The sequence below is a fragment of the Calothrix sp. NIES-2098 genome (genome assembly GCF_963875125.1).
Lineage (GTDB): Bacteria > Cyanobacteriota > Cyanobacteriia > Cyanobacteriales > Nostocaceae > Aulosira.
Genome location: NZ_CAWNKJ010000001.1, coordinates 378,772 through 404,028, shown reverse-complemented (window position 1 = coordinate 404,028; position 25,257 = coordinate 378,772). Strand labels below are relative to the sequence as shown.

The window sequence follows — 25,257 nt, the reverse complement described above, 5'->3', positions numbered from 1 at the left end:
ATTCGTAATTCGTAATTCATTCTGTAATTACGAATTACGAATTACGAATTATTAATTATTAATGAGGACTATTGACTAATGACTAACGAAAAGGCAGTTTTTCGCAATCGCGTAGTTGATAAAGGTCAATTGAGAAATTTGATTTCTTGGGCCTTCGTAAATTACGGTACGGCGCGTACCGCAGTCATGGCGGACAAATTGAAAGATTTGGGATTTCGCTATGCAACTAAAGCTGGCGTCTCCATTAGCGTAGACGATTTAATGGTGCCACCTTCCAAGCGATCGCTCCTAGAAGCAGCGGAAGAAGAAATTCGCGCTACAGAAGCTCGTTACCAACGTGGGGAAATTACAGAAGTAGAACGCTTCCAAAAAGTAATTGATACCTGGAACGGTACTAGCGAAGCCCTAAAAGATGAAGTAGTCGTCCACTTCAAAAAGACCAATCCCCTCAACTCGGTGTACATGATGGCCTTCTCCGGCGCGCGGGGTAACATCTCCCAAGTTCGGCAGTTGGTAGGGATGCGGGGACTAATGGCAGATCCTCAAGGGGAAATTATTGACTTGCCAATCAAAACCAACTTCCGTGAAGGTCTTACCGTTACAGAGTATATTATCTCTTCTTACGGTGCCCGGAAAGGCTTGGTAGATACAGCTTTACGGACTGCTGACTCTGGTTATCTTACCCGGCGTCTAGTGGACGTATCCCAGGATGTAATTATCCGCGAAATTGATTGCGGTACTACTAGAGGCATTCCCCTACGGGCGATGGTAGAAGGCGGAAAAACAAAAATTCCTCTAGCTACACGTCTACTAGGAAGGGTAGTAGCAGAAGATGTAGTAGATCCTAAAACCAAAGAACTAATCGCGCCTCGCAATACCCCAGTTTCTGATGAATTGGCCGCAAAAATCCAAAAATCCGGCGTAACTGAAGTATTCGCGCGATCGCCCCTTACTTGTGAAGCAGCGCGTTCGGTTTGTCAACACTGCTACGGCTGGAGTTTAGCCCATGCCAAAATGGTAGATTTGGGCGAAGCCGTCGGGATTATTGCTGCTCAAAGTATCGGCGAACCCGGAACCCAGCTAACCATGCGGACATTCCACACAGGTGGTGTATTTACCGGGGAAGTAGCGCAACAAGTGCGTTCCAAAAACGATGGTACTATCCGCTTACCCAGGAAATTACGTACCAGACCCTACCGTACTCGCCACGGTGAAGATGCTTTATTTGTAGAAGCCAACGGCGTAATTGTTTTGGAACCGAAGAAAGATGGTACTGACAGCACAGCAGTCAACCAAGAAATTCACGTCACCCAAGGTTCTACACTATACATCAGCGATGGACAACAGGTAAAACAGGGTCAGCTATTAGCAGAAGTTGCCCTTGGTGGTCGGACAACTCGTGCTAACACGGAAAAAGCAGTAAAAGATGTAGCCTCTGACTTAGCAGGTGAAGTACAGTTTGCAGAAGTTGTACCCGAACAAAAAACAGACCGCCAAGGCAATACTACAACCACAGCCGCACGCGGTGGTTTGATTTGGATTTTGTCTGGTGAAGTGTATAACTTGCCGCCTGGTGCAGAATTAGTCGTAAGAAATGGCGATGCGATCGCTACCAATGGCGTACTCGCAGAAACCAAATTAACTACCTTGCATGGTGGTGCAGTCCGCTTGCCAGAAGCTACACCCGGTAAGAGTACTAGGGAAATTGAGATTATCACCGCATCTGTGGTTTTAGACCAAGCCACAGTCACCGTTCAAAGCTCCCAAGGTCGTAATAACTACTTGGTTTCCACTGGTAATAACCAGGTATTTAACCTTAGAGCTACTCCCGGCACAAAAGTGCAAAATGGTCAAGTGGTAGCCGAATTAATTGATGACCGCTATCGCACTACCACTGGAGGCTTCCTGAAATTTGCTGGTGTAGAAGTTCAGAAAAAAGGTAAAGCCAAGCTGGGTTATGAAGTGGTACAGGGTGGCACATTGCTGTGGATTCCTGAAGAAACCCATGAAGTGAATAAAGATATTTCCTTACTATTAGTGGAAGACGGACAGTTTGTAGAAGCCGGCACCGAAGTAGTTAAGGATATCTTCTGTCAAAACAGCGGTGTGATCGAAGTTACGCAGAAAAACGACATCTTGCGGGAAGTTGTAATTAAACCAGGCGAACTGCTAATGGTAGACGATCCCGAAGCAGTCATCGGGCGAGACAACACTTTTATTCAGCCAGGGGAAGAATTCCAAGGTACAGTTGCCACAGAATTGCGCTACATCCAGTATGTAGAATCGCCAGAAGGGCCAGCTTTATTGAGCCGTCCAGTGGTGGAGTTCGCTGTTCCTAGCAATCCTGATGTGCCTTCTACCACATCAGTTAGTCAACAAACTGGGCGTTCAATTCAATTGCGGGCAGTACAAAGACTACCTTACAAAGATTCCGAACGTGTCAAGTCTGTGGAAGGTGTAGAACTACTGCGTACTCAACTAGTTTTGGAAATTGAGCAGGAAGGCGAACAAGACCATAACGCTTCTCCCTTAGCAGCCGATATCGAGTTAATCCCAGATCCTGAGAACGTAGATGTTCAGCGCTTACAGTTGGTAATTCTGGAGTCCTTAGTAATTCGTCGCGACATCGCCGCTGACGCTACCCAAGGTAGTACCCAAACCTCCCTAGAAGTACAAGATGGGCAAACCATCGCCCCAGGCGCAGTTGTAGCCCGTACCCAAATCTTGTGTAAAGAAGGGGGTACAGTACGGGGCGTCCAAAAAGGCACAGAGAATGTCCGCCGCTGTTTGGTGTTACGTGAAAGTGTTGACAAAATCATAGTCAATACTAATGTCCAGCCCAATGTAAAAGTGGGAGACTTGATCGTTGAAGGTGCAGAACTTGCCCCAGGCGTCTTTGCTCCCGAATCTGGACAAGTGATAGATATCAAGAATACTGCTGCTAGTTCTGCTGCTAGCGAATCAGCGCTCAGTACTAAAAACTACTCCGTTTCTATCCGCATTGGTCGTCCCTACCGAGTTAGCCCTGGCGCTGTGTTGCAAATAGAAGATGGGGATTTGGTACAGCGTGGTGATAATTTGGTGTTGCTGGTATTTGAACGTGCCAAAACAGGGGACATCATTCAAGGTTTACCTCGGATTGAGGAACTACTAGAAGCCCGCAAACCCAAAGAAGCTTGTATCTTGTGCCGTCGGGCTGGAGAAGTAAAGGTAGTTTACGGTGATGGCGATGAAGCGATCGCAGTTAAAGTAGTAGAACCGAATGGAGTCGTCACCGATTATCCTCTCGGCCCCGGACAAAACTTAGTGGTGACAGATGGTTCCCATGTAGCAGCAGGACAACCCCTCAGCGATGGCCCTTCCAACCCCCACGAGATTTTGGAAGTCTTCTTTAGCTTGGGTTCCGAAGACGGGGTTTACGCTTGCGCTAGCCATGCTTTACAGAAAGTGCAAACATTCCTAGTGAACGAAGTGCAATTGGTGTATCAATCACAAGGTATTGATATTGCTGACAAACACATTGAAGTAATTGTTCGCCAGATGACCAATAAAGTCCGGATAGATGATGGTGGCGACACCACCATGCTTCCGGGAGAATTGGTAGAATTGCGCCAAGTTGAGCAGGTGAACGAAGCAATGGCAATTACTGGCGGTGCGAGGGCACAGTATACTCCAGTATTATTAGGGATAACTAAAGCATCCTTGAACACCGACAGCTTCATTTCTGCTGCCTCCTTCCAAGAAACCACCAGAGTATTAACCGAAGCCGCCATTGAAGGTAAATCTGACTGGCTGCGGGGGTTAAAAGAAAACGTGATTATCGGACGATTGATTCCTGCGGGAACTGGGTATAACGCCTATGAAGAAACAGGAACAATCGATGATTACGCGGCGCTGGATAGTAGCAGCGTCTTAGATGAAGTTGACGATCCGTTAGATATGGTGCTAGATGACCGCACAGCTCGCACCTATAACTTAGATTCTCCTTCTCTTGTCGAACCTACATTTGGTGGTAGACGTGCCGAACGGTCTATTTTAGATGACGATGACTTAATTGCTGATGAAGTCACCGACCTTGTAGAAGAAGAGGAAGAGGATGATTACGAGGAAGACGACGAAGACGATTTCGATGAATAACCTCAAAAGGTAAAACTTAAAAAAGGCAAAAGAATAATTCTTTTGCCTTTTTTGTTAGCGAATTTTCACATCGCACCACATCTAAATCAAAAGAGCCTCATCATTTTTCATTTTTATTAATTTAGCATCTTCTCAAAAAATCGTATTAATTATGGTGACAGAGTGTGGTGATAAGAGCAGTAGAATATACCTCATGGCGGTTAAGCCTAAAACATTGTTTGTTAGGCGATCGCAAAATTTCATCTAGACTATACCTTTGAGTTACCGATCGCTAGTACGCAATATGCCTCTAAAAATCATCCAAAACTTCGATAGCAGTTTTACTCTTGAACCCCAAGCTCAAGAAAATCTATTTAAATTATTAACAAATGAGACTTTTTTAACTCAACTTGGTCAACAATTGCAATGTGAAAAAGTTGAATTTACAAAATTACTTTTTCAGCCAGTTCCTTATAGCTTAAATACTCCTAAAGGAATGCCAGCAGAATTTGAGAAATATCATACATCTAATGAGTACGCGATAGTTAATGTACCACCCAACTTTATGTTTAATGCCAAAATTTTTAAACCCAGCCGCTTGTGTGCAATTTACCGAATTAGGTAATAGGTATTTTCCATTGATGATAGTTTGAGCAATTTAAGTTATGAATACTGAAACAAATATTTCTTTGTTAGCAACGCTGGAATATATACCTTACATCAATGAGCATGGTCAACTACCGGAACAATTCCAGAGCAAAATTGGAGTTTATGCAATTTTTGACCAAGAAAAATTGCTGCAATATGTTGGCTATTCTCGTGATGTTTATCTTAGCCTCAGGCAGCATTTAGTGCGTCAGCCACAACAATGCTATTGGTTAAAAGTTCAAACTATTGACCGTCCTAGCCGCAATGTTTTAGAAAGTATCGAGCAGGCTTGGATTGCTGAAAATGGCAGTATACCTTTAGGGAATAAAGAACAAAAAGAAAAATGGACAAATCCCATTGACGTCAAAGTAATAATGACAACTGAAGAAAAAGAAAATTATCAAAATCCAGTTAATGACGAATTAACAAAAATAAAAATATTGAAAAATGTAGCGCGGCGAGTAGAAGCGGAAATTTTAGCTGTCTTAGAAAACCGTGGTTGCCAAACGCAAATTCGCTTTAATCCTAAGTTGAAAGAAGAAGGACTGCTCGATTTGAAATAAGAGTAGTTTTACCTAGACTTAGCTTCATAACTCAAATCTTAACTATGCATTCACAAAGTCACCACAAAACCAACTTGGGTATTAAGATTTGATTGTTCAATTAAATTGAGATACCCATTTTACGCTAGTAGGGTGCTTAAGATGATAAATACCCCTCCTCCCGCTCCTGAGTCATCACCAAACAATGCCCTTGGCTTTGATGAATTTATCGCCGTTCTGGTTGCCTTTAGCGCTATCGGTGCAATTTTACTTTGGTCATTGTTCCGTAAAGATTCTGGCTGGAATTTAAGTGGAGTACTATCGCCAACGGCCTCACCCAGCGTTCAACGAAATCTAAGTTTATCTTCTCCTATACCTCAGACACAACCAAATGCAGGTACGTTGCCATCATCGCTACCTACACCTAGTATTGTTCCACCAGCTATTGAGGAAACACCGCCTACGGACATCAACCCTGCTTTTCCCACACAGCAAAACCCACCTGTGTCATCATCTAGCAGAGTTATTACACAACCATTCTCTTTGGTAACGCCCTCGAAGAAAAAGTCAACAATTCCACCACCCATTGCATTTAACGATGTACCTGCTGATTTTTGGGGTCAGCGTTTTATTAATGTTCTTTCTTCTCGCGGTATTATCAAAGGTTTTCCAGATTATTCTTTTAGACCAAATCAGCCTGTAAAACGGGCTGAATTTGCTGCAATACTGCAACAAGCGTTTGAAAACCAATCTGGTAAGAATACGCTCAAATTCAAAGATGTCAAAGCAGAATTCTGGGCAAATTCAGCAATTAACCAAGCTATCAGTGCAGGATTTTTGAAGGGTTATCCTAATCAAACCTTTCAACCAGAACAAAAAATTTCGCGAGTTCAAGTTTTGGTAGCTTTGGTTAGCGGGTTGAATCTGAAAACTCCTGCATCCCCGGAGCAAGTTTTAAAAATTTATCAGGATGCTAAAGATATTCCTAAATATGCCACTGCTAAAATAGCGTCTGCCACTGCTAATGGACTGGTTGTTAATTACCCCGACCCACAGATATTTGCTCCTAATAAAGAAGCTACCCGTGCTGAAGTAACTGCTATGGTTTATCAAGCTTTAGTTAAGATGGGGCAGTTAGAGGCAATTCCCTCTCAAAACATTGTACGTTAGCCTCAGTAAACCTGAGATTATTTACTTGATTTCGGATTAGCCCACAGGCTGAAAGCTTTGAAAAAACTAAGGTTAGATTAGCTAAGACTGTGGAGGTATGTTTTGGGGATTATCTGAACTTTATCAATCAGACATTATAGATCTTAGTTTAGTAGCCGCACCCTTAAGGATGACGGCTACAGTTAAGCAAACTGTATTGTGACCACTTTCACTGATATTTATATCTAATAGCAGTGTAGAGCATACACATTGGTTGAAAGCTGTGGTCAGTGATACATTAGCTTACGAGTCTTTACCTACAACTTGTGACTTGAGGGTTGTAATTTCGTCGGTTAACTCTTTCCGGGTTGAAGCTTTGAGTAGATAGCGATAAACAAACCAAGCAGAGTAACCAATACCAATCAATTCAAAGGTAGGTGCTACTAAGGGAATATCGTTCAACGAATCTAAGATTGCCAAGAGTACCTTAACCGCGACAATTGCTCCCACAATTAAGCCGACGGAAACTAAAGGCTGCTTGTATTGATTAAAAAAGTTTCCCAGATATTCAGGCAGTGTTCCTAAAAAGCCAGAAATTTGTTCTCCGTATTTGAGCCATTGCTCTTGAGACTGTACAGTAGGCTGGATTTTAGTTATGGTTCCTGTTTGGCTGTTGATATCTGTCATCGTGGTCTCTGAAGACTTGGTTTCTGTGAATTCCGGTTCTTGCATTTTCGCTTCCATAAATTGTAACAGTTGAGTTTCTCTAATCTGGACAATTACAACCTAAAGGCTGTTGATTAGGTGATGCATAAGAGCATCAGTACAACTGAGTTTGAGTTGAAAAGGGTTTAGTGTCCTATCACCATAATTGTCCTTTAACCACTACTTCATCAACTACAAGGTAGCAATTTAGTAGGAGGATAGAAGTTAGAAGGCGCAGACGCTATAAAAAATCAGCTTTCTGAGTTCTGTTTTTTAAATCAACTGGAATCCTCAGGTTGCTATTATCCCATGTCATGTCAGTTGCCCATTATCGTACTCATTAGAAGTACAAATTATGCAAAAGTCAGTCCACCTCTTATTTATACAAGCTTAAAACCCGATTTTATCGGATATTAAAGCTATCTTAAGCAGTGTTCCTCAATTAACCCAATCGTAGTGATATTAATACGGAATAAAAGTTTTTATGTGTTTAAATGTACTAGACAGAATTTTTTTTTTATGATATACAAGTAGAGTTCTATGATGGAAAAAAATTTCTCATAAATATTTAAGCTGTATCAGCAATTAATTAAATATTTTTATTTATAGGTGAGACTGGCTAGCAGATTGCGGCGAAAAAATAGTAACGGGCTGATATTAATCTGAGGTGTATGGTCTACTTATTTTTCCTGGATAGGAAAAAATAAACCTTTACATCATAGTTACTAAATTTTTGAAAATACTTTTTTCTTCTTGGAGACCAGATTTAGGATTAGGCTGGCTAAAATTCAGTTTTTCTTATCCTAAATCTTTTAACTCCAAGTTCTGTTAATACTTACTTAGTTCAGCTTATTTCCAATCGGGAATTTCTGCATCTTCTCCACCAATGCCGATTCCGGTATGAAATATTTCTGCATCAGTTATAGTCAGATTATTCATTGATGCTTGATATACATTAGAATCGTAAATTTTAGCACGAGTCAAATTGGCGTTATCAAGATTGGCTTGCTTCAAATTCACATTAGTTATGTAAGCTGAAGTTAAGTTAGCACCTGCTAAGTTTGCGCCAGTGAGATCGGCTCCTTCAAGGTTAGCTTCAGTCAAATTTGCATTTTGAAGATTTGCACCTCTTAGATCTGCTCCAATTAAATGAGCGCTACTCAGGTTGGCTCCTTTAAGATCGCAGTTGATACATTCCCCAGTTGCCAACAACTTTTGTAAATCTTGCGGATTATCAGCTTTAACTGCGTTAGTGAAAATCAGGGGAGTTGCTAAGGCTAGAACCGCTAATAGCTGGAGTTTCATAATTTCCCCCTTTGTACTCAAGTTATATCCGTTCTTTTCCTCACAATTCTATTATCTCACTAAATGACTGTCATTATGTTAATTGAGTACATAAGCAGGTTGGAGAATTTAACTTGTTTCGTATAGGCGGAAATAGCCTTGAATGAAGAGTTTTGGGTAATAGATGAGCAGGAGATTACTAAAACTTGTGTGTGTTAAATCCCTGTTAAATGTTATTAAGGAAATGCACAAAACGACATAGTTTGTCATGGAAATTTAAGAGGATTTTTGCTATTACGTAATAGCACGCTTGACAAACAATAGTTGAAATTTTAAAGCATTAAAAAGTCTTGCATATACTGATTGACTAAATCTGGTTTTTCTTGCTGCACCCAATGGCTACATTTAGAAATATATTTAATTTGAAAGTTTTTGACATAGGCTTCTGTACCATAGGTTAACTCTTTACCGAGAGCAGTATCATCTTCGCCCCAAATCATTAGTGTTGGTACTTCTAAAATTCCCCAATTAGTTTTGAAGATTCTTTGCTGAAAAACGTTACGGTAATAGTTTAACATTGCTGTAAGAGCGCCATTTTTAGCAGCAGCATTTTTATAGGTATCAATGTCTAATTGTGTAAAAGTATTTTTGTCAACTGCCATACCTTTTAAAGCTTTTTCCACTGCTGCGTAGTTTGAACTTTTGATAAATAGCTCTGGTAGCCAAGGTAGCTGAAAAAAGAAAATATAAGAGCTACGCATTAGTTGTTGTGGAGTACGTAAACCTTGAGAAAATTTTGCAGGATGGGGCAGGTTAAGTATAATTAATTGCTCTAACATCTCTGGATGTGCATAAGCAAAATTCCAGGCGATCGCACCACCCCAATCATGGCCAACTACAACGCATTTATCATATCCTAAGCCTTTAATTACACCTTCAATATCTTTGATAAATTCATCCATTACATAAGCTGATTTCTTTTTTGGTTTATCGCTATCGTTGTAACCGCGTAAATCAAGAGCAACTACTTTAAAGTATTTGGCGAATTCTGGGATTTGATACCGCCAAGAATACCAGAATTCGGGAAACCCATGTAACATCAGCATTAAAGGCCCCTCACCTTGAGTAACGTAGTGCAGTTTTACTCCATTAGTGGTGATATATTCCTGTGTCCAGGAAGGTTCAATTACAGCAGTCATTGTTCCTACTCCATTTACATCAAAAGTTTATTAGATATGATTGAATTATGCTATTTAGCTGTTTGCATTAACATCTATTAGAAGAAAAGTTTAAACAAAAATTTTATAGACAGTGCTTACTAAAATATCTCTATAGTTAGTGTGATTTTTGCCAGTGGGTAGATGTATTTATAAGATAAATCTTGCTAAAAGAAATCTCATATATCCAGGCAAATACTATGACACAAAATCTCATACATCATCCTGCATCATGGATAGAAAGACTGGCAAGATTGGGTTATGTATCTAAAGGAGTAGTTTACGGCATCGTTGGGTTACTAGCAGCTCAGGTAGCTTTTGGTACAGGTGGTAAAACAACTGATACTAAAGGAGCTTTACAAACCCTTGTCGAGCAACCATTTGGTAAGTTTGTGCTAGCTTTAGTAGCAATTGGTTTAATTGGATATGTAATTTGGCGCTTTGTACAAGCAATCAAAGATCCTGAAAATAAAGGCGTGGCAAAGCGAGTTGGTTATGCCATGAACGGTGTGATATACGGGAGTTTAGCTTATAGCGCTGTACAAATTCTGCTTGGTTCAGGTGGCGGTAGTAATAGTAACTCTACTCAAGATTGGACGGCGCGCTTACTTTCTCAACCCTTTGGTCAATGGTTAGTAGGAACTATGGGGGCGTTAATTATTGGTTTTGGTTTTTATCAGTTTTACAAAGCTTACACCGCCAAGTTTCGCAGAAAACTCAATTTAACTGAATTAAGCAATACAGAACGGAACTGGGTGATGGGGATTTGTCGATTTGGTCTGATAGCTAGGGGTATTGTCTTCTGCATTATTGGCTGGTTTCTGATTCAAGCTGCAACTCAATATAACGCCCAAGCTGCTGGAGGTTTGGATGAGGCGTTACAGACTTTGGCACAACAACCATATGGCCCTTGGCTTTTAGGCTTTGTGGCGCTAGGTTTAATTGCTTATGGTATTTATATGGCGATCAAAGCGCGGTATAGTCAGCTAGTCGTGAATTGAAAAATTGCGGCACACCTTGTTTTTAGATACGCACATGAGCTTAATAGAAACACGCGGTGTCTGGCTTACCAATACCGATAGTAAAGTACTCAAATCACAGCAGCGCATTGCTGAGGCAATGGATTTTCTAGCCGAGACAGGATTTAATGTAGTGTTTCCTGTGGTTTGGAATAAGGGAGTCACTCAGTATCCCAGCCAAACGATGCTGCAAACATTTGGTGTAGAAATCGATCCTGGCTTTGTCGATCGCGATCCTTTAGCAGAAATAATTGTAGAGGCGCGACGGGTAGGTTTAAAAGTAATCCCTTGGTTTGAATATGGCTTTGCCAGTTCTTATAACTTGAATGGCGGGATGTTGTTACAGACAAAACCAGAATGGGCGGCACGCGATCGCAATGGTAAACTACTGAAAAAAAATGGTTTTGAGTGGATGAATGCCCTCGATCTTCAAGTACAAAAGTTTTTGTTGAACTTGGTACGCGAGGTAGTGAGAAATTATGATGTTGATGGCATTCAAGGTGACGATCGCTTACCTGCTTTACCCTGTGAAGGTGGCTACGATCAAGGAACAGTAGCACTTTATCGTCAGCAGTTCCAGCAAGATCCGCCACAAAATCCGCAAGATAGACAATGGCTACAATGGCGTGCGGATATTCTCACAGAATTCTTAGCCCGTCTCTACAATGAAGTGAAAGCAGTCAACCCGAATTTAATTGTGTCGATGTCTCCCAATATTTATGATTGGGGATTTAAAGAGTATTTGCAAGATTCCGCTACCTGGTTACATCGCGGCCTTGTTGATATGATTCACCCACAAATTTATCGCCGCGACTTGCTTAGTTATAAATGTATTGTTAATAAATTGGTAGACCAACAGTTCACAGATGTGACACTACCAAAGTTAGCACCAGGAATTTTAGTGAAGCTTGGTTCTTATTGTATTACTCCTGAGCATCTGATTAAAGTAATTGAATGCAACCGCCAACTTGGTATTCAAGGAGAAGTATTCTTCTTTTACGAAGGTTTGCGAGAAAACGATCGCGCCTTAGCTAAGATACTGCGAAATGGCCCTTATGCTCAAACTGCAACATTTCCTACTTTGTCTGATTTAAGGGGCAGTCGTTTAACTAGCAAGAGAATATCTTCAATTTGGCAGAGATTAGTCAGGCTGTTCCGAAATCTTTTTTAACTAGGTGAGTGGAGCGTCAATGCAGGTAGAACAGGTAATAAATATTCTGAAAAATGATTTGCCAACTCTATTTGAAAAAGATATTTCTTATGACATATATACACAAAATATCTATTTTCGCGACCCGGTAAATAAGTTTAAATATAAATTCAACTATCGGATTATATTTTGGACTTTAAGATTTCACGCTCGGCTATTTTTTACACAAATTTATTTTGATTTGCATGAAGTATATCAATCGGCAGAAGATACAATTTTAGCTAAGTGGACAGTTCGGGGTGTATTGCGCGTTCCTTGGAAAGCAAAGATATTTTTTAATGGTTATTCAACCTATAAACTCAATCGAGACAATTTAATATACGAACATATCGATACTTGGGATAGGAAACCCGGAGAGATTTTGCGGCAGTTTATCATCAAAGGTGAAGATGCCTAAGCGGCTGTGCGCTACACTAGAGAAATTGGGATAAAAATCTCTGGCAGTAAGTTCAATTAACGATCGTTCTTCACCACTCCAGCGACATGTCTCAACAGCATAATGAATCACCCCAAATTCAACAAATAACCGGGCTGAAAGCAAATCACTTTGCCGATTTAATCAGAGCTGCACAAATTATTTTTGACCCCGCAGCCGGACTCTCTGGCAGACATATCAAAGTTGACTGGCGAGAGTTTGGCGTTCCTCTTGATGTAGCAGAAAATCTTAAAGCACTTGGCGAGCAGTATCGATATGCATCTCCTCATATTTCTGTGGAAATAATTTGGAGTCAATTAACACCAGAAACTCGGATTTGGTTTATGAAACACAAGGATGAGTTGTGGCAGTTTGAGGAAGCTTTTCCAGCTCTTGATGAAGACTAATTAGCTGAATCAATCAACCACTAGATACTAGCAAAAATCAAGTTTGTAAGTAAGGGCACAACTTATGTTGTGTCCTTGCTGTAAGATTAAATACAAAAACTATTTAAAAACTGCTTTTGATAATGCTAAAGCTACATTCTTTGTTCCCAAATTCTATGTCATTGGTAAGAAAGTTGGAATTGACAGCTTTTCTAGGGTATTGCGCGATCGCATTAGCTGATGTGCAAAGTTAAACTAATGTAAAACGCGCCTTATCAATGAATCATAGTTTTAGCATTGCTCCCATAGTGGAGGAATCCACTGCTGAAAATCCTACCGTTGCTTCACAAAACCTATTTATCAAGCAACTGGCTGTTCTAGTTTTAGAAATGCTGCTGGCTTTACCTTTAGGTTTAGGTTTAGCAAGGTTCCACATTGGAGGAATTGCTTGGATATTTGGCGGAATTGCTGCGGGTACTGTAGTTTTGCAAGGATGCCGAATTTTCTATCAATATTCTCCCAAACCTAACCGAACTGCTAGAAAGGTTGGTATGGCATTGGTAGGATTAACAGTTGGAGCCTCAAGTACTCATAGCGATTTAGCTAGTGTAGCTTCTGGGATTCCAATTTTTATTTTACTAACTTTTTTTCTTCTACTATGTGGTAGCGGGATTGGCTATATTTATTCCCGCCTCAGCAAAACTAATTTATTAACAGCAATGCTAGCTACAGTACCCGGTGGCGTGGGAATTATGGCTGCTATTGCTGCTGATTATGGCAGAAATGTCACTCTAGTAGCATTAGTTCAAGCTTTGCGCGTCACAACTGTAGTTTTTCTAATTCCTTTTATCGCTAGAACTACAGTTGGTAATGCTTGGAATCCACAAACAATCGCCATTCAAGGTAATTTGTTGAGTTTTGAGCCATCGCAATTAGGATTACTCTTGTTAGCACTGGCGATAACTGGATTAGCTGTTTATCTGTCAATCTTATTTAAGATTCCCGCAGGTGATTTTTTTGGGGCTTTGTTAATTGGTATCGGATTGAATCCCGTACTAAATTTGCTGCCTTTTGTCCACGATCTTCACTTTACACCACCGTCATTGCTGAATATCGTTGGTCAAATGCTGTTAGGAATTACCATTGGTGAGTATTGGGGAGATAAACCGACTTTCGGAAAACGCACTATAGGCTATGCGGTGATGTCTGTAGTAATGACTGTATTCGCAGGTGCGATCGCTGCTATGCTAGCCATGCAATTAACTTCTTGGGATTGGTTAACTTGTCTATTGGTGACAGCACCAGGCGGTTCAGCAGAAATGATTTTAGTTTCTTTGGTATTGAATCATAATGTGGAAGTTGTCACCACAGGGCATTTAGTCAGACTAATTGCAATTAACAGTTCCCTACCAATTTGGATATTTTTATTTCGTCGTCTTGATGGGAAATTATCAGAACTTTCTTAGTGTGTTGTCGGGCAGCGGAACGCACCGAACACCATCAACAATTTACATTCTTTGTCACGGCAATACGGAAACGTCAACCCTGAAATTGATTCCGGAAACCCTCAAGTTGATTCAGCATTAGCAAAAATATAAGGTGCGTTAGCCTCCGGCATAACACACCCTAAGAAAAAATTACGAACTTGTACTCTCGCAAGTCGAAGTATTACGAATTATCTGTAATCCTGGCGTTGAACATCCCGTAAACGCGCTGCATCACGCATATTGTAATCAGCACGGGTAAAGCGGTTTAGCTGGGCTTCAAAAAATTCCCGGTTCGCTTGTAAATGCTTGGGATTTTGGTCATCTAGTGGATATAAAAGTGCAGTTCGCAATGCTTGAATTACTGCCGAAGTTACGTTGTACATAGAACGTTGGAAACTAACTCCCAACTGAATCAACATATCTTCTTCGCCACGGCAATATTGTTGGTAATAGTCAACAAGATATTGAGGCAAGAAGTGCAGCATATCTTGCATTAATAATGTGGGTGGGATACCAGCAGTACCTACAGGGAAGACATCAGCGTAGAGAATGCCATAGTGGAAATCTTTTTGATCGTCAGGTACTTGACCTGCTTGAGCATTATAAGATTTTGTACCACGGAAAGGTGCAGTACGGTAGAAAACTGCTTCTACATAAGGTAGTGCGGCTTCGTATAGCCAGGTGAAACCTTTGGATTTGGGAATGATTTCGTAGCATTCCCCATCAATATATACATGATGGTAAATTGGACGACCTGCGATCGCAAAAATGCCGTTAACCAAAAAGTTCATGGCGTCGGGGACACCTTTAAACCCGCCTTCGTCGTAGATATCCGACATTTCAAAGAACACGGGGGCCATAACTTCCCAGAATAAACCCAGGTTAGAGTAATATGACATCTGGCGGCACTGTTCCAAAAACATATCGGGGAACATCTTGTGCAGTGCCAACATTACCGGGTTGCCTTTAAAGTAAGCTTTAATTGCCCTATCGGCGTTAGCTCTATATTCGTCTGAGTCTAAGTAAGCATCAAATTGGTTTACTGGCGCATACATATGACGATGCCAAAGCATAGCCCGCATACAAGCTTCAGCAAACTCCATATTAATGCGATCGTGGAATAAATGGTGAAATAATTTTGGCATTTTGCCAGTTTCACCCTTTTCAATAAATGCCAGTAATTCGGGATGGGCTGTAGCCGGGCCGCGCCAAATTCTTAAATCGGCATCATCACCAGCATAATGATTATGTAAGTCTAAATACTCTTTGCGTAAGAAGTATTTAAAGAAGGGAAAGGGATTTAAAAATTCCCGTTCTGCAATATAAAGTAAGTCCCGCCAGTAGAAATCCATCGGCACAGCATAAGCTTTATAAATACCGATAATTTGCATCAGGTTTTCTGGCGTATCGGGTAGCATAGAACCGCCAGCTTCTAAGCGATGAATTACTTCCGCAAATTCATGGCGGGAAGGAGGTAATTTAGTTGCTTTATCAAAAGTTGCTGTCATCTTCCAATCCTATTTGAGTTGTAAGATTTTTTTTGAAGGCTGTCATTAGTCATTAGTCATTTGTGATGACTATGATGCCATTTCGTTTTTTTGTATTAATAATTGTTCGCGTATTTTTAGGGCGTGAAAAATGCTTAAAACATCGTGCGTCCACACTGGCAGAATAATTGTCATGGCTATTTCTTCGATACTGTAAATTAAACCAGCAATACAAGTTAGCCAAAGAGAAATTCCTGCATAGTTAAAACCGAATAAAGAAATAATGGCAATGGCAAGAGTAATACCCCAAAACTTAGCCGAATAGGTGTGATAGCTAGCAGGTTTACCATATTTAAATAAATTCACTATCCACCAAACTAACTGAGCAAAAAAAACTGTAAGTAGAGGTAGGCGATAAGCAATTAAAACATCTTGATGTACTTGCCAAGCACTCACAAATATGCAGCTAAAAAGGCAAACATCAGCCCAACTATCAGCTTGTCTTAATTCGGCGGTACTAACACCAAGTCTACGGGCAATAATGCCATCAAAAATATCTGAGAGGAAGGCGGCGACAAAGCCAACGATGAACCAAATACTAGTTTTACCATCAAGGGCATCCCAGAGAAGAAAGGGCGCAATTAAAAAGCGAAATAGTACTAGTCCGCTGGGAATTAATTTCAGGTTCATCCTTCCTCCTGATTATTGATGCGTAACTCCTTATAGCAATCTTAAATCAATTGAAAAAACCTCTTCTTTGCTTTCTGTCCTTCGTGTACTACCCTTCGGGAACGGCTTCGCCGAACGCGCCTTTGCGGTTCGTTTATCAAAATTCTCACGCAAGGGCGCAAAGATGAGGCAGTGCGTTGGGCGGGTTTCCCGACTTGAAGCAACTGCCGTCGCAAAGTAAAATTCATTATGGTTTCAAAGCAATTTCCGAGTTTACAGTTTTTTCCACTGCGGGAATTGCAGCCACCATTGCGGTAGTTGTGGGTTCACTCCAACGCACTAACCAAGTTGGTTGTACTCCCAAAAAGATGATTAAAGCTGCCAAAATTAACGCAGGAGTTTTCTCAAACCATTGCACTTTCGGATAGTAAGCTAAATTGTCGAGTCTGCCAAAACAAGTGCGGTTGAGAAGGATGACAAAATAAACCGCAGTTAAACCACTAGCAACTACACACAATATTGTGGGAAGAGGAAACGCCGTGAAACTTCCTTGGAAAACGATAAATTCTGCCACGAAACCTGTTAAACCAGGAATACCAGCACTCGCCATTCCACTTAATACCAGCAAAGCACTGATTAAAGGTAAACCCCGAATAGGACTCATTAAACCATTGAGTTTATCTAATTCGCGAGTTCCAACTTTGGTTTCGACGACTCCCACCAAATGGAACAAGATAGCCAGAATTAAACCGTGGCTAAACATTTGGGCGACAGCACCAACCAGCGCTAAGGCATTACTAGCAGCACCAGCTAGCAGAATATAACCCATGTGACCAATGGAACTGTATGCTACCATGCGCTTGATATCTTTTTGCGCGATCGCCACTACCGCCCCATAAATTGCACTCACTGCACCCCAAATTGCCAATGTTGGTGCGAACATACTCCACGCTTGAGGAAACATCCCCATGCCAAATCTTAACAGTCCGTAGGTGCCCAACTTTGCTAATACACCACCCAAAAGAATCGCAATGGGTGCTGAAGCTTCCACATAAGCATCGGGTAGCCAAGTATGGAAGGGAACCAAGGGAATTTTGATGCCAAAACCTAATATGATTCCTGAAAGTAGGACTATTTGCAATACGCTAGACAGGGTTTGGGTAGAGACTGCATCAAAAGCGAAACTGGTAGAACCAGTTAGCCACACCATACCCAAGAAAGTTGCTAAGATTAATGCTCCAGAAACAGCAGTGTAAATCAGGAATTTAATACCTGCATAAGCTCTTTTTTCCCCTCCCCAAATAGAAATTAGTAAATAGAAGGGAATTAATTCTAGTTCATAGAACAAGAAGAATAGCAGCAAATTCTCTGCTAAAAATGCACCTGCTACCCCACCACTCACTAATAAAATTAGCGAGTAAAAAAGCCGAGGTCTTTGTGTTTCTTTGCTGCTGCTGTAAATAGCAATCCAGGTAAGTAGGCTATTTAAAACCAACATCAATATGGAAAGTCCATCTACTCCTAATTGATAGCTCAAACCAAGAGTTTCATTCCAAGGTAGATACTCTTGAAATTGCATTCCTGGATTGCTGATATCAAATTTGAACAGAATAAAAATATTCCAGAGTAGAACTACGGCAGCAAAGTATAATGCACTTAACCGCACAGTATTAGCAGGCAGATTTTTCGGAATTACGGCGATAATAGCTGCTGCTAAAATCGGGAGCCAAATCAGAACACTTAACATGGCAATTTGGGTAAATGAGTACAACGGGAAATTTTGAAAGATGACAATGGTCAAATGTCAATAATCAAATGTCAAGGGAAAGGAAAAGTAGAAATAACAAATGAAAAATGACAAATGACAGATGACCATTGGCTACTAACTAACTAGACTGACTTTACCAGTATCTAAATCGTAATAACCACCAACTACTTTCAATTTGCCTGCTTTGATTAAATCAGCGAGGACTGGTGATGACTTTAAATTCTCAACTTGCAATGCAATATTAGCCTTACAAGCATTCTCTAATTTATCTCCTGCTTGTCCTTGAGATTTGTCTACAGCAGGTTTAATTGCTTCTAGTAAGCTACCAATTTTCCCAGGTACTTGGGCACCTTTGATAGTGGCATCTACAGCACCACATCTTTCATGACCTAGTACCATGATTAGCTTTGAGCCTAATACTAAGCTGCCAAATTCTAAGCTACCAGTTTCTTCATTAGTTGCGATATTACCAGCTACACGACAAACAAATAAATCTCCAAGCCCCTGATCGAAAATAATCTCTGAAGGAACTCGCGAATCTGCACAACCTAAAATCGAGGCAAACGGTTTTTGACCTTTAGCAACTTCCTGTAAGCGTTTTAAACTTTGATGGGGATTGCGTTTTTTTGCTTTAACAAACCTATTATTTCCATCCACTAATTCTTTTAATGCTTGGTCGGGAGTAATATCATTTTTTTCTGGTTGTGCTGAGACTTTTTCAGGTGCAACTAAATTTGAACCCACTCCGGCTGTTAATACTCCTGCACCAATTGCGCCTGCGCTTAGTTTGAGTAAATTTCTACGAGAAACATTTGCTTGGCGATAGTTGTTTTTCATTGTCTTCTCCTCACACTTGAAAATGGTTAGCTTTTAAATCGTCTTTAAAAATTGTGTAATCGGGATGAACAAGGGTTTAGGGGCTATTCCCCAAACCCCAAGTTCCTAAAACATGAAATTTAAAACTTGCACTCCCCAGTATGGCCAAGTTACCCACATTCCCAATACACCAACACCTAAAAGCACAGTGAAAGCATAAAATTGGGTTTGACCAGATGTACTATATTTCAGACCTTCGCCAGTTAATAGGGAGAATAAACCAACCAAATTCACAATCCCATCAACTACAAAACGATCGAGCATATCAGCAAACTTGGAAAGTTGGGCGACGCTGAAAATAATCGTCATCCGATAGATTTTTGGAGTGTAAAAATCGTAGGCGAACAAGTCTTGTAAAGGTTGCCAAGGTAGACGAATTGGTTTAGGAATATTACCTAAATAAATTACGCCAGTGATACCACAACCAAAAATAGTTGACCAAATTAATAACAGCGCAACATCTTTATTAAGAATTACCCAAGAAGGTAATAGTGATAAGCTTTGCAACACTAAGGGCAGATGTAAAACAAAGCCTAGTAGAATCACCATTGGAAAAGACATTGGCCAGTGTACTTCTGGCGATCGCTCGCTCATCTGTTGAGCTTTACCAGCAAAAATCAAACCAAATTCTCTGGTTAAACTCACAGCAGTTAAAGCGTTCACGGCTATAACCACACCAACCAACCAAGGTTGAGTTCCCCAGAGTCCATCTGTTAATTCCATCAACGCCCAAAAGCCGCCTAGAGGTGGAAATCCAATTAACCCCAAAGTTCCAACGATAAACGCTATTGCAGAAATTGGACGGCGCGACCACAGTCCACCCAACTGAGTAACATTTTGGGTGATGCTGTTCCAGATGATTCCGCCGGTACTCATAACTAACAGTGCAGCTGATACCGCATTAGCCAGTACTAATAACAATGCTGCTTCGTCTTGTTTTGTACCCACTGCGATAAACACCAAACCCATATAAGCGCTGACAGAATAAGATTGACAGCGTTTAATATCAATTTGAGCGATCGCAATTAAGGAAGCACCGATAGCCGTAACTGCACCAATTGCTACCAAGGCTGAAGAAACCAGTGGCGACAAAGTTAACACGGGTTGCAGTTTAATCAGTACCCACGCGCCACTCGCAACTACCACCGAGTTCCGCAAAATTGTACTAGGAACGGGGCCTTCCATCGCCTCATCCAACCACAAATGCAGGGGAAATTGGGCACATTTACCCATTGGCCCGGCAATTAAAGCTAAACCTACTAGAGTGATAATTGTCGGGTCAACATTTGCAGTTGTTGCCCATTCAGCTAATTCTGTATAATCCCAAGTTCCGGCTAATGGCCACAATCCCAACACACCCATCAGCAGAAATAAGTCTCCCACCCGTTTGGTGAGGAAAGCATCTCTTGCACCGGTAACTACTAACGGCTGACTGAACCATAAGCCAACTAGCAAATAGGTTCCTAAAGTCAGAACTTCCAGAATTACATAGCTAAAGAACAAATTATTACACAAAGCTAGGGCACATAATCCCGCTTCAAATAGTCCTAATAAAGAATAGAAGCGTCCCCAACCCCAATCCATTTCCATGTAACCAATGGCATAAATTTGCGCCAAGAAATTCAAGCCTGTGATTACAATTAATGCTCCTACACTTATAGAAGAAATTTCTAAAGCGATGGTAAGATTTAAACCAGCTGTAGACAGCCAAGGAATAAATACTTCTATAGGTGGATGATTCCAAGTTGCGAAAAATGCGATCGCACTATGCAGGAACGCTAAAAATGTCATTACCAAATTGACATAACCCGCCGGTCTTGGGCCAGTACGGCGAATGATCCCTGGAGACCAAGGAACGGCTAAAAGCCCACCTATTAAGGCATAGCACGGAACTAGCCAAACAGTCTCTAAGAGAAACTGAGCCATGAACTTACCTCTATAACTTCCAGCAAAACTTCGGGGTTGTGAATCAAACAGTTTTGATTACAGCTAACCCAGCCATCACTAACAACTCAATTTTATTTTTGCTTAATTTTGTTAAAAATAGCTTACCTTTATCTATGCCAAAAAGGAAATACTTAAAATAAATAAATGAACGATAGTTGCTCTAACTAATTCTTATATAAAAGATTGATTGGATTCACAAATCGTAACTATCAATTTTCATCTATAGATAATCTTGACAATGAACTAATAGTTATCATTGATTTTTTTAATTGACATAAATGACAGCAGACCCATTTAATTTGGATCTCTACAATCATCGATCCCCAACTTTCTCAAATACGTCGGGGATCTAGACAGGGTGAACTTTTAATGCCAACTATAAGCAATAATTGCAGGCGGCTGGTTAACTTGGCTAATAGGTGCGGGTTTCATGTCTCGGTAATCGAGGATTTGCACGATAATCAGGTAGGCGATCGCTAAAAGAATAGAAATTGCACCTGTAATAATCGCTATTATTTTCGAGCGTTCCATTAATCTGTCCTGTAGGTGGATGTTTATGCTGTGCCTATATCCACATTGCCACAGACCACACATCTAGTGTTGCTGACCGACATTTTTGTCATTGTCAAATTATCGAACTCAGCAATATCTTACCTAGTAAGGAACTTCAAACGCTAATAATGTAATTCTTTCAGCCGCAATTATGGTTATTTGAGCGAACATAATTATGAAATATGCAGATGAGTCTGCTTTGCTGGACTTTAGCTATACCGACAATCAATTTACGATCGGCAAACTTAGCAGATGCTAGCTTTATCGCTGCCAATTTGAGTGAAGCTAATTTACAAGATGCAGATTTATCACAAGCCAAGCTCAAGCAAGCTCAACTAAAAGTAACCGATTTAACAGGTGCAATTATCACAGGTGCATATGATTGAAGATTGGGAAATTATAAGTGAGACTAAATTACATGGGGTGAAGTGTGAGTATGTCTTTATGCGCGTACTTACTCAAGACAACCCCAACCCCATCGCAAACCCGATAATCAGCAATAAGTATCCAGGATGGGGATTTTGGCGACTTTATCAAGCCAATTTTTGATATCCTTGACCTTTACCACAATTACAGGGTAGACCCCAGCGCTATTGCGATCGCTTTTCACAACCTGACGCAACATCACCCAGAAACCGAGTTAGAAATTGTCACCATCGAGAAACGCGACGATCGTAAATTCTTACTCAGAGCCAAAACCGCCGCAGGGAGCGATAAATCTCAACTGAGTGCAACATATTTTGATGACTACAATCAACTCAAAGCTTTATCCCAAAGTCAGCAATTATTGCTGGAAGCACAAGATATTTATGTTCGCGATCTAAAAATTGCGATCGCAACTACACTTTAGCAGCCAAAGTATTTTATGCAAGAAGATAACAAAGTCTCTGATATTAGCGACGTTAACAATATATAAATATGAATATATAAGCAAACAGCCATAACTTGAATTGTGCTGTTAAAACTACGACTAAACAAAACTTAGCAAACTCAGTTATCCTGCGGTTAGCAACCACAAGCCTACAAAACTTAACATTCCATTAATCTCTTGTCATATTCCTCACAGGCTTTACCAGGCAAGAAATTCGCGATTAATTCACACAGAAATACATCAAAAATTTTTTACCAAGTGTAGAGTTATGATACTCCAATTAAGTCTACCCTGGTTATTAGTCATAAAATAGGTAGCAAAATTCCTAGTAAACTACTACAACATCGGAGTAAATACTAGACTAATTTCAAGATCAAGCTCGTAGAAAATGCGATCGCCTACATTCATGACGTAATTTTTTAACAGTACGAGCAAAAGTGCAACGTCAACAGGACAGCTATCTATGGTTGCTTAGTTCAAAGAAAAATCTTGTAACTATTGCTTAGGCTAATCTTATCCGTAATGACTAAAGTTTTTATTCTTGACGCTAACAAACAACCGTTATACCCCATACACATCAGCCATGCCAGAAAGCTGTTGTCACAAGGAGAAGCTGCTGTATTCCGGCGATATCCATTTACTCTTATTCTGAAGGAACCTCTAACTCATTCAAGATTGGAGCAACTTGGCTTCAAGATTGACCTTCATCTGAAGAACACTAGTACTGCACTGCGAAAATAATTATCCAGTTGCAAAAGGTTAAAAGCCTATGAAAACAGGTTTATTTTTTTAGCCTGTGAAAGTGCTGATTACTCAGTTAAGAGTTAATTTGTAAGAGTCTAAGATTCAAAAGCCCAGAGTCAAGTATATTTGTTAATTTTGATTTTTGATTTTTGGATTGTTTTCTCCTGCTTATTGGTGTTTCCATCAGGGTTGCGTTCTTGCAAGCGTAACTTGCAGCATCACTCAAAATGTTCGCAGACAACATTACAAAACATTAAAATCAAGACTTTTTGACTTGTGCGATCGCTAATAGTATTTTTGTCCGCAAAAGCAAGAAAATCGGTATTGATGCCGATCGCGTTGCAAACAGAGGAATATAGATATTGCCAAAAAACAAATATTTGTAAGAGCTAGGAAAAATAAATATTATGCCTAAATTACATAAACCTCAACCCCCTGTATTTGAGCGAGTTGAAGATGAACGCTTGCATCGCAAACAACGCCTAGCCGCAGCCATCCGTTTGTTTGCTAGGTTTGAGTTTCATGAAGGTACAAATGGTCATATTACAGTTCGCGATCCAGAATTCACAGATCATTTTTGGATCAACCCCCAAGGGATAGATTTTAGAGAAGTTCGCGTTTCTAATTTGATAATGGTAAATAAGGCTGGAGATACAATTAAAGGCGATCTGCCTGTAAATCGAGAAGCCTTTGCCATCCACGCTCATATTTATGAAGCTAGACCAGATGCGATCGCTACAGTTTATGCACACTCAATTTATGGTAAAGCTTGGTCTATTTTAGGTCGTCTACTTGACCCTTTAAATGAAGATTCCTGCGCTTTCTATGAAGACCACAGCGTATTTCATGACTGTACGGGTGAAGTACTAGAGCCATCAGCCGCTAAACAAATTGCTGATGCTTTAGGAACTACTAAAGCTGTCATTTTACGCAATCACGGTATGCTCACAGTTGGTCATTCAGTTGATGAAGCTACTTGGTGGTTTATTAACTTAGAACGTTGTAGCCAAGCACAACTTTTAGCTGAGGCAGCGGGAAAACCCAATATCATTGAGCATGATAGCGCACGTTTAACGCATACTCAAATCGGCACCCCTTTCAATGGCTGGTACTGCTTTCAGCCACTTTATCACAGGATTGTGCGCGAACAACCAGACTTACTTGAGTAGTGACGTAATACAAATAAGCCAGAAAACAACATAAATTTTAGACTTTAGATTTTCGATTTTAGATTGAAATCCAACAAAAGATTGTTTTCAATGCTTTTATCCATTAATTGAAAAAACTAAAAATTATGGATTTGCAACTTAATGGCAAAGTAGTATTAGTAACAGCTGGCAGCAAAGGACTAGGTAAAGCCACAGCCAAGCAATTTGCTCGTGAAGGTGCAAAAGTAGCTATTTGTGCCCGTAGTGAGTTAGTAAGCAAAGCTGCTGCGGAGATTGAAAGCGAAACAGGTAGAGAAGTTTTGGCTGTGCGTGCAGATGTAACTCAATCAGCAGACATTGAACGGGTAATTAATGCAACAGTAGAGAAATTTGGCGGATTGGATATCTTAGTTACTAATGCTGGGGGGCCACCTGCTGGAACGTTTGACGATCTTGATGTTGCAGCTTGGGAAGCCGCAATCAATTTAAATTTACTCAGTGCAGTTAATCTGGTGAAATATGCCTTGCCTTATCTACGCCAATCAAACACAGCGGCGATCCTGACAATTACCTCAACTTCGACCAAACAACCAGTTCAAAATCTCGTTTTGTCCAATTCTATTCGTCTAGCGGTAATTGGTTTAACTAAAACACTTAGCCAAGAACTAGGTAGCGATCGCATTCGTGTCAACAGCATCTTACCAGGCTGGACGTATACACAGCGCGTAGAAGAATTAATCAACGCCTGCATCGCCAAAAATGGCACAACCAAAGAAGCAGAAATTGCAGCTATCAACGCAAATATCCCTCTGAGTCGTATGGGAAAGCCAGAAGAGTTTGCTAACGTAGCTGTATTTCTTTGTTCGCCCGCCGCCTCATATATAAATGGAGTTATGCTGCAAGTCGATGGTGGCAGCTACCAAGGAATATTTTGAAAAGGTAAGGGGAAGAAACAGGGGAGACAAAGCAGGAGGAAAGAAATAACTAATGACAAATGACCAATGACAAAGGACAATA

At 40.6% G+C, this 25,257-nt stretch carries 23 protein-coding genes; 13 read left to right on the top strand and 10 right to left on the bottom strand.

Annotated features, from left to right (window positions below):
• Positions 1-78: 78 nt before the first annotated feature.
• The 4 genes from AACU33_RS01550 (at position 79) to AACU33_RS01535 (ending at position 6,476) form a co-directional block, all read left to right on the top strand.
• Positions 79-4,137: a DNA-directed RNA polymerase subunit beta'' gene (locus AACU33_RS01550; RefSeq protein ID WP_096586723.1), complete on the top strand. Its 4,059-nt coding sequence runs from the start codon at positions 79-81 to the stop codon at positions 4,135-4,137.
• Positions 4,138-4,420: 283 nt separating this feature from the next.
• Positions 4,421-4,741 (top strand): hypothetical protein, encoded by a 321-nt coding sequence (locus tag AACU33_RS01545; protein WP_096586722.1) that lies wholly within the window; start codon positions 4,421-4,423, stop codon positions 4,739-4,741.
• 40 nt (positions 4,742-4,781) lie between these two features.
• On the top strand, positions 4,782-5,327 hold the full coding sequence (locus AACU33_RS01540) for a GIY-YIG nuclease family protein (protein ID WP_096586721.1): 546 nt from the start codon (positions 4,782-4,784) through the stop codon (positions 5,325-5,327).
• 141 nt (positions 5,328-5,468) lie between these two features.
• Complete coding sequence (locus AACU33_RS01535; RefSeq protein ID WP_096586720.1) at positions 5,469-6,476, top strand: S-layer homology domain-containing protein; 1,008 nt, start codon at positions 5,469-5,471, stop codon at positions 6,474-6,476.
• 282 nt (positions 6,477-6,758) lie between these two features.
• Here the strand turns inward: AACU33_RS01535 and AACU33_RS01530 are convergent, their stop codons facing one another.
• The 3 genes from AACU33_RS01530 to AACU33_RS01520 all read right to left on the bottom strand — a co-directional run bounded on the left by AACU33_RS01530 (position 6,759) and on the right by AACU33_RS01520 (position 9,643).
• Positions 6,759-7,187: a CAAD domain-containing protein gene (locus AACU33_RS01530; protein ID WP_096595085.1), complete on the bottom strand. Its 429-nt coding sequence runs from the start codon at positions 7,185-7,187 to the stop codon at positions 6,759-6,761.
• Between the two features lie 822 nt (positions 7,188-8,009).
• A complete protein-coding gene (locus AACU33_RS01525) occupies positions 8,010-8,465 on the bottom strand; it encodes a pentapeptide repeat-containing protein (RefSeq protein ID WP_096586719.1) in 456 nt (151 codons plus the stop codon).
• Between the two features lie 311 nt (positions 8,466-8,776).
• A complete protein-coding gene (locus AACU33_RS01520; protein ID WP_096586718.1) occupies positions 8,777-9,643 on the bottom strand; it encodes an alpha/beta fold hydrolase in 867 nt (288 codons plus the stop codon).
• A 218-nt stretch (positions 9,644-9,861) separates the two neighbouring features.
• Between AACU33_RS01520 and AACU33_RS01515 the strand changes: the two genes are divergently transcribed.
• The 5 genes from AACU33_RS01515 (at position 9,862) to AACU33_RS01495 (ending at position 14,157) form a co-directional block, all read left to right on the top strand.
• Positions 9,862-10,662, top strand: coding sequence for a DUF1206 domain-containing protein (locus AACU33_RS01515; protein WP_096586717.1), 801 nt, complete (start codon positions 9,862-9,864; stop codon positions 10,660-10,662).
• A gap of 34 nt (positions 10,663-10,696) precedes the next feature.
• Positions 10,697-11,851: a glycoside hydrolase family 10 protein gene (locus AACU33_RS01510; RefSeq protein WP_096586716.1), complete on the top strand. Its 1,155-nt coding sequence runs from the start codon at positions 10,697-10,699 to the stop codon at positions 11,849-11,851.
• Positions 11,852-11,870: 19 nt separating this feature from the next.
• Positions 11,871-12,287: a DUF2358 domain-containing protein gene (locus AACU33_RS01505; protein ID WP_096586715.1), complete on the top strand. Its 417-nt coding sequence runs from the start codon at positions 11,871-11,873 to the stop codon at positions 12,285-12,287.
• Between the two features lie 86 nt (positions 12,288-12,373).
• Positions 12,374-12,712 carry a hypothetical protein gene (locus AACU33_RS01500; RefSeq protein ID WP_096586714.1) on the top strand — a complete coding sequence of 113 codons (339 nt, stop codon included), beginning with the start codon at positions 12,374-12,376 and terminating at the stop codon, positions 12,710-12,712.
• A gap of 257 nt (positions 12,713-12,969) precedes the next feature.
• A complete protein-coding gene (locus AACU33_RS01495; protein ID WP_096586713.1) occupies positions 12,970-14,157 on the top strand; it encodes an AbrB family transcriptional regulator in 1,188 nt (395 codons plus the stop codon).
• 209 nt (positions 14,158-14,366) lie between these two features.
• Here the strand turns inward: AACU33_RS01495 and AACU33_RS01490 are convergent, their stop codons facing one another.
• The 6 genes from AACU33_RS01490 to AACU33_RS01465 all read right to left on the bottom strand — a co-directional run bounded on the left by AACU33_RS01490 (position 14,367) and on the right by AACU33_RS01465 (position 21,456).
• On the bottom strand, positions 14,367-15,686 hold the full coding sequence (locus tag AACU33_RS01490) for a CO2 hydration protein (protein WP_096586712.1): 1,320 nt from the start codon (positions 15,684-15,686) through the stop codon (positions 14,367-14,369).
• A 69-nt stretch (positions 15,687-15,755) separates the two neighbouring features.
• Positions 15,756-16,355 carry a CDP-alcohol phosphatidyltransferase family protein gene (locus AACU33_RS01485; RefSeq protein ID WP_096586711.1) on the bottom strand — a complete coding sequence of 200 codons (600 nt, stop codon included), beginning with the start codon at positions 16,353-16,355 and terminating at the stop codon, positions 15,756-15,758.
• Positions 16,356-16,581: 226 nt separating this feature from the next.
• The gene (locus AACU33_RS01480) at positions 16,582-18,081 is read right to left on the bottom strand and encodes an NADH-quinone oxidoreductase subunit M (RefSeq protein WP_096586710.1); all 1,500 of its coding nucleotides are present in this window, start codon (positions 18,079-18,081) and stop codon (positions 16,582-16,584) included.
• Positions 18,082-18,216: 135 nt separating this feature from the next.
• Positions 18,217-18,939 (bottom strand): carbonic anhydrase, encoded by a 723-nt coding sequence (locus AACU33_RS01475; RefSeq protein WP_096586709.1) that lies wholly within the window; start codon positions 18,937-18,939, stop codon positions 18,217-18,219.
• A 105-nt stretch (positions 18,940-19,044) separates the two neighbouring features.
• Positions 19,045-20,904: an NAD(P)H-quinone oxidoreductase subunit F gene (locus tag AACU33_RS01470; RefSeq protein ID WP_096586708.1), complete on the bottom strand. Its 1,860-nt coding sequence runs from the start codon at positions 20,902-20,904 to the stop codon at positions 19,045-19,047.
• A gap of 387 nt (positions 20,905-21,291) precedes the next feature.
• Entirely contained in the window at positions 21,292-21,456 is a 165-nt protein-coding gene (locus tag AACU33_RS01465) for a hypothetical protein (RefSeq protein ID WP_339375697.1), read from the bottom strand.
• A 203-nt stretch (positions 21,457-21,659) separates the two neighbouring features.
• Here AACU33_RS01465 and AACU33_RS01460 point away from each other — a divergent pair, with 203 nt between their 5' ends.
• Positions 21,660-21,863, top strand: a complete 204-nt coding sequence (locus AACU33_RS01460; RefSeq protein WP_339375696.1) for a pentapeptide repeat-containing protein — start codon at positions 21,660-21,662, stop codon at positions 21,861-21,863.
• Positions 21,864-21,970: 107 nt separating this feature from the next.
• Here AACU33_RS01460 and AACU33_RS01455 read toward each other — a convergent pair whose 3' ends face one another.
• Entirely contained in the window at positions 21,971-22,102 is a 132-nt protein-coding gene (locus AACU33_RS01455; RefSeq protein ID WP_339375695.1) for a hypothetical protein, read from the bottom strand.
• A gap of 768 nt (positions 22,103-22,870) precedes the next feature.
• On the opposite strand from AACU33_RS01455, the gene AACU33_RS01450 reads away from it, so the two are divergent.
• The 3 genes from AACU33_RS01450 to AACU33_RS01440 all read left to right on the top strand — a co-directional run bounded on the left by AACU33_RS01450 (position 22,871) and on the right by AACU33_RS01440 (position 25,175).
• Positions 22,871-23,089 carry an RRXRR domain-containing protein gene (locus tag AACU33_RS01450; RefSeq protein ID WP_096586707.1) on the top strand — a complete coding sequence of 73 codons (219 nt, stop codon included), beginning with the start codon at positions 22,871-22,873 and terminating at the stop codon, positions 23,087-23,089.
• Between the two features lie 410 nt (positions 23,090-23,499).
• Positions 23,500-24,261, top strand: coding sequence for a class II aldolase/adducin family protein (locus tag AACU33_RS01445; RefSeq protein WP_096586706.1), 762 nt, complete (start codon positions 23,500-23,502; stop codon positions 24,259-24,261).
• 125 nt (positions 24,262-24,386) lie between these two features.
• Positions 24,387-25,175: an SDR family oxidoreductase gene (locus tag AACU33_RS01440; RefSeq protein ID WP_096586705.1), complete on the top strand. Its 789-nt coding sequence runs from the start codon at positions 24,387-24,389 to the stop codon at positions 25,173-25,175.
• Positions 25,176-25,257: the final 82 nt, after the last annotated feature.

What these genes read in the sequence shown, in the direction of transcription:
- AACU33_RS01540 (WP_096586721.1), top strand. Translation starts at nt 4,782, where the DNA reads ATGAATACTGAAACAAATATTTCTTTGTTAGCAACGCTGGAATATATA.
- AACU33_RS01485 (WP_096586711.1), bottom strand. Translation starts at nt 16,355, where the DNA reads ATGAACCTGAAATTAATTCCCAGCGGACTAGTACTATTTCGCTTTTTA.
- AACU33_RS01440 (WP_096586705.1), top strand. Translation starts at nt 24,387, where the DNA reads ATGGATTTGCAACTTAATGGCAAAGTAGTATTAGTAACAGCTGGCAGC.
- AACU33_RS01535 (WP_096586720.1), top strand. Translation starts at nt 5,469, where the DNA reads ATGATAAATACCCCTCCTCCCGCTCCTGAGTCATCACCAAACAATGCC.
- AACU33_RS01545 (WP_096586722.1), top strand. Translation starts at nt 4,421, where the DNA reads ATGCCTCTAAAAATCATCCAAAACTTCGATAGCAGTTTTACTCTTGAA.
- AACU33_RS01525 (WP_096586719.1), bottom strand. Translation starts at nt 8,465, where the DNA reads ATGAAACTCCAGCTATTAGCGGTTCTAGCCTTAGCAACTCCCCTGATT.
- AACU33_RS01465 (WP_339375697.1), bottom strand. Translation starts at nt 21,456, where the DNA reads ATGGAACGCTCGAAAATAATAGCGATTATTACAGGTGCAATTTCTATT.
- AACU33_RS01490 (WP_096586712.1), bottom strand. Translation starts at nt 15,686, where the DNA reads ATGACAGCAACTTTTGATAAAGCAACTAAATTACCTCCTTCCCGCCAT.
- AACU33_RS01480 (WP_096586710.1), bottom strand. Translation starts at nt 18,081, where the DNA reads ATGTTAAGTGTTCTGATTTGGCTCCCGATTTTAGCAGCAGCTATTATC.
- AACU33_RS01550 (WP_096586723.1), top strand. Translation starts at nt 79, where the DNA reads ATGACTAACGAAAAGGCAGTTTTTCGCAATCGCGTAGTTGATAAAGGT.
- AACU33_RS01450 (WP_096586707.1), top strand. Translation starts at nt 22,871, where the DNA reads ATGACTAAAGTTTTTATTCTTGACGCTAACAAACAACCGTTATACCCC.
- AACU33_RS01475 (WP_096586709.1), bottom strand. Translation starts at nt 18,939, where the DNA reads ATGAAAAACAACTATCGCCAAGCAAATGTTTCTCGTAGAAATTTACTC.
- AACU33_RS01520 (WP_096586718.1), bottom strand. Translation starts at nt 9,643, where the DNA reads ATGACTGCTGTAATTGAACCTTCCTGGACACAGGAATATATCACCACT.
- AACU33_RS01470 (WP_096586708.1), bottom strand. Translation starts at nt 20,904, where the DNA reads ATGGCTCAGTTTCTCTTAGAGACTGTTTGGCTAGTTCCGTGCTATGCC.
- AACU33_RS01515 (WP_096586717.1), top strand. Translation starts at nt 9,862, where the DNA reads ATGACACAAAATCTCATACATCATCCTGCATCATGGATAGAAAGACTG.
- AACU33_RS01500 (WP_096586714.1), top strand. Translation starts at nt 12,374, where the DNA reads ATGTCTCAACAGCATAATGAATCACCCCAAATTCAACAAATAACCGGG.
- AACU33_RS01445 (WP_096586706.1), top strand. Translation starts at nt 23,500, where the DNA reads ATGCCTAAATTACATAAACCTCAACCCCCTGTATTTGAGCGAGTTGAA.
- AACU33_RS01530 (WP_096595085.1), bottom strand. Translation starts at nt 7,187, where the DNA reads ATGCAAGAACCGGAATTCACAGAAACCAAGTCTTCAGAGACCACGATG.
- AACU33_RS01455 (WP_339375695.1), bottom strand. Translation starts at nt 22,102, where the DNA reads ATGTTGCGTCAGGTTGTGAAAAGCGATCGCAATAGCGCTGGGGTCTAC.
- AACU33_RS01510 (WP_096586716.1), top strand. Translation starts at nt 10,697, where the DNA reads ATGAGCTTAATAGAAACACGCGGTGTCTGGCTTACCAATACCGATAGT.
- AACU33_RS01505 (WP_096586715.1), top strand. Translation starts at nt 11,871, where the DNA reads ATGCAGGTAGAACAGGTAATAAATATTCTGAAAAATGATTTGCCAACT.
- AACU33_RS01495 (WP_096586713.1), top strand. Translation starts at nt 12,970, where the DNA reads ATGAATCATAGTTTTAGCATTGCTCCCATAGTGGAGGAATCCACTGCT.
- AACU33_RS01460 (WP_339375696.1), top strand. Translation starts at nt 21,660, where the DNA reads ATGCAGATGAGTCTGCTTTGCTGGACTTTAGCTATACCGACAATCAAT.